Genomic DNA, 670 nt, shown 5'->3' with positions numbered 1-670 from the left:
ATTACTGGAAGCACCAGCTCGCGGGTGCGCCTCGGGCGTTGGAGCTGCTGACGGATCGGCCTCGCCCCGCGGTGCAGACATTCCGTGGCGCGACCTGCGCAGTCTCCTGGCCACTGCAGCTGTGGGAGGGCGTTCAGTCACTGGCGCAGCGCGAAGGCGCAACGCCATACATGGTGCTGCTGGCCGCATATCAAGTGGTGCTGGCGAGGAACGCGGGACAGGACGAGGTGTGCGTGGGTTCGCCGATCGCGAACCGGACGCGAGGAGAGACCGAGGGGCTGCTCGGGTTCTTCGTCAACACCGTGGTGATGCGGACGCAGGTGAAGGGGAACCCGCGCTTCCGCGAAGTGTTGTCGCAGGTGAGGGAGACGACGCTGGGGGCATACGCGCACCAGGACGTGCCCTTCGAGAAGCTCGTGGAGGAGCTGAAGCCAGAGCGTGACCTGAGTCGCAGTCCTCTCTTCCAAGCGATGTTCGTTCTTCAGACCGCGCCGGGCGCTCCGTTGGCCCTCCCGGGTCTGGTGCTGAGCCCCATCGAGACCGAGGAACGGATCTCGAAGTTCGACCTCACGCTGGATCTCACTCCGTCCGAGCACGGCCTCAACGGAGTGATCGAGTTCAACGTCGACCTCTTCGACGGGGAGACAGTGCAGAGGTGGGCGAGGCAGGT

At 65.2% G+C, this 670-nt stretch carries 1 protein-coding gene; it reads left to right on the top strand.

Annotation, left to right across the window (positions count from 1 at the left end; translation table 11 throughout):
• Window positions 1-670, top strand: a 670-nt coding sequence (locus JGU66_36310; protein ID MBJ6766240.1) for a non-ribosomal peptide synthetase, incomplete at both ends; no start/stop codon positions are given.

This window comes from Myxococcaceae bacterium JPH2, from assembly GCA_016458225.1.
Lineage (GTDB): Bacteria > Myxococcota > Myxococcia > Myxococcales > Myxococcaceae > Citreicoccus.
The sequence above is the reverse complement of the archived record's forward strand: the minus strand, read 5'-3'. Positions and strand labels throughout refer to the sequence as shown.